The organism is Dietzia cinnamea NBRC 102147 (genome assembly GCF_001571065.1).
Lineage (GTDB): Bacteria > Actinomycetota > Actinomycetes > Mycobacteriales > Mycobacteriaceae > Dietzia > Dietzia cinnamea.
The window spans coordinates 1-891 of record NZ_BCSW01000139.1 but is presented as its reverse complement, the minus strand read 5'-3'; the positions used below and the strand labels follow the sequence as shown (position 1 = coordinate 891).

The following is an 891-nucleotide window of genomic DNA, read 5'->3' as shown; positions in this document are numbered from 1 at the left end:
TACCCAGAGACCCGCCTTCGCCACCGGTGTTCCTCCTGATATCTGCGCATTTCACCGCTACACCAGGAATTCCAGTCTCCCCTGTAGTACTCAAGTCTGCCCGTATCGCCCGCAAGCTCGGAGTTAAGCTCCGAGTTTTCACGGACGACGCGACAAACCGCCTACGAGCTCTTTACGCCCAGTAATTCCGGACAACGCTCGCACCCTACGTATTACCGCGGCTGCTGGCACGTAGTTGGCCGGTGCTTCTTCTGCAGGTACCGTCACTTGCGCTTCGTCCCTACTGAAAGGGGTTTACAATCCGAAGACCGTCATCCCCCACGCGGCGTCGCTGCATCAGGCTTTCGCCCATTGTGCAATATTCCCCACTGCTGCCTCCCGTAGGAGTCTGGGCCGTGTCTCAGTCCCAGTGTGGCCGATCACCCTCTCAGGCCGGCTACCCGTCGTCGCCTTGGTAGGCCATTACCCCACCAACAAGCTGATAGGCCGCGGGCTCATCCTGCACCGAAAAACTTTCCAACCACCACCATGCGGCAGAAGCTGAATATCCGGTATTAGACCCAGTTTCCCAGGCTTATCCCGAAGTGCAGGGCAGATTACCCACGTGTTACTCACCCGTTCGCCACTCGTGTACCCCGAAGGGCCTTACCGTTCGACTTGCATGTGTTAAGCACGCCGCCAGCGTTCGTCCTGAGCCAGGATCAAACTCTCCATAAAAGCTTCTCAGCACTTTAGAAAAGCACAATCCAAGCAACAGAACAACCAAAACTGGCTGTTCCAAAAAACGCGACCCCCACGACAGGGATGTGAAAGGGTCGCAACCAAACAAAAAATTTGGCACTATCACAAACAAAACACACTGTTGAGTTCTCAAACAACACCCACACACCA

General features: G+C 55.2%; 1 rRNA gene. It reads right to left on the bottom strand.

Annotated elements, in window-relative coordinates:
- Positions 1–717, bottom strand: a 16S ribosomal RNA gene (locus tag DCI01S_RS16495); the annotation flags it as partial.
- Between the last annotated feature and the right edge of the window lie 174 nt (positions 718–891).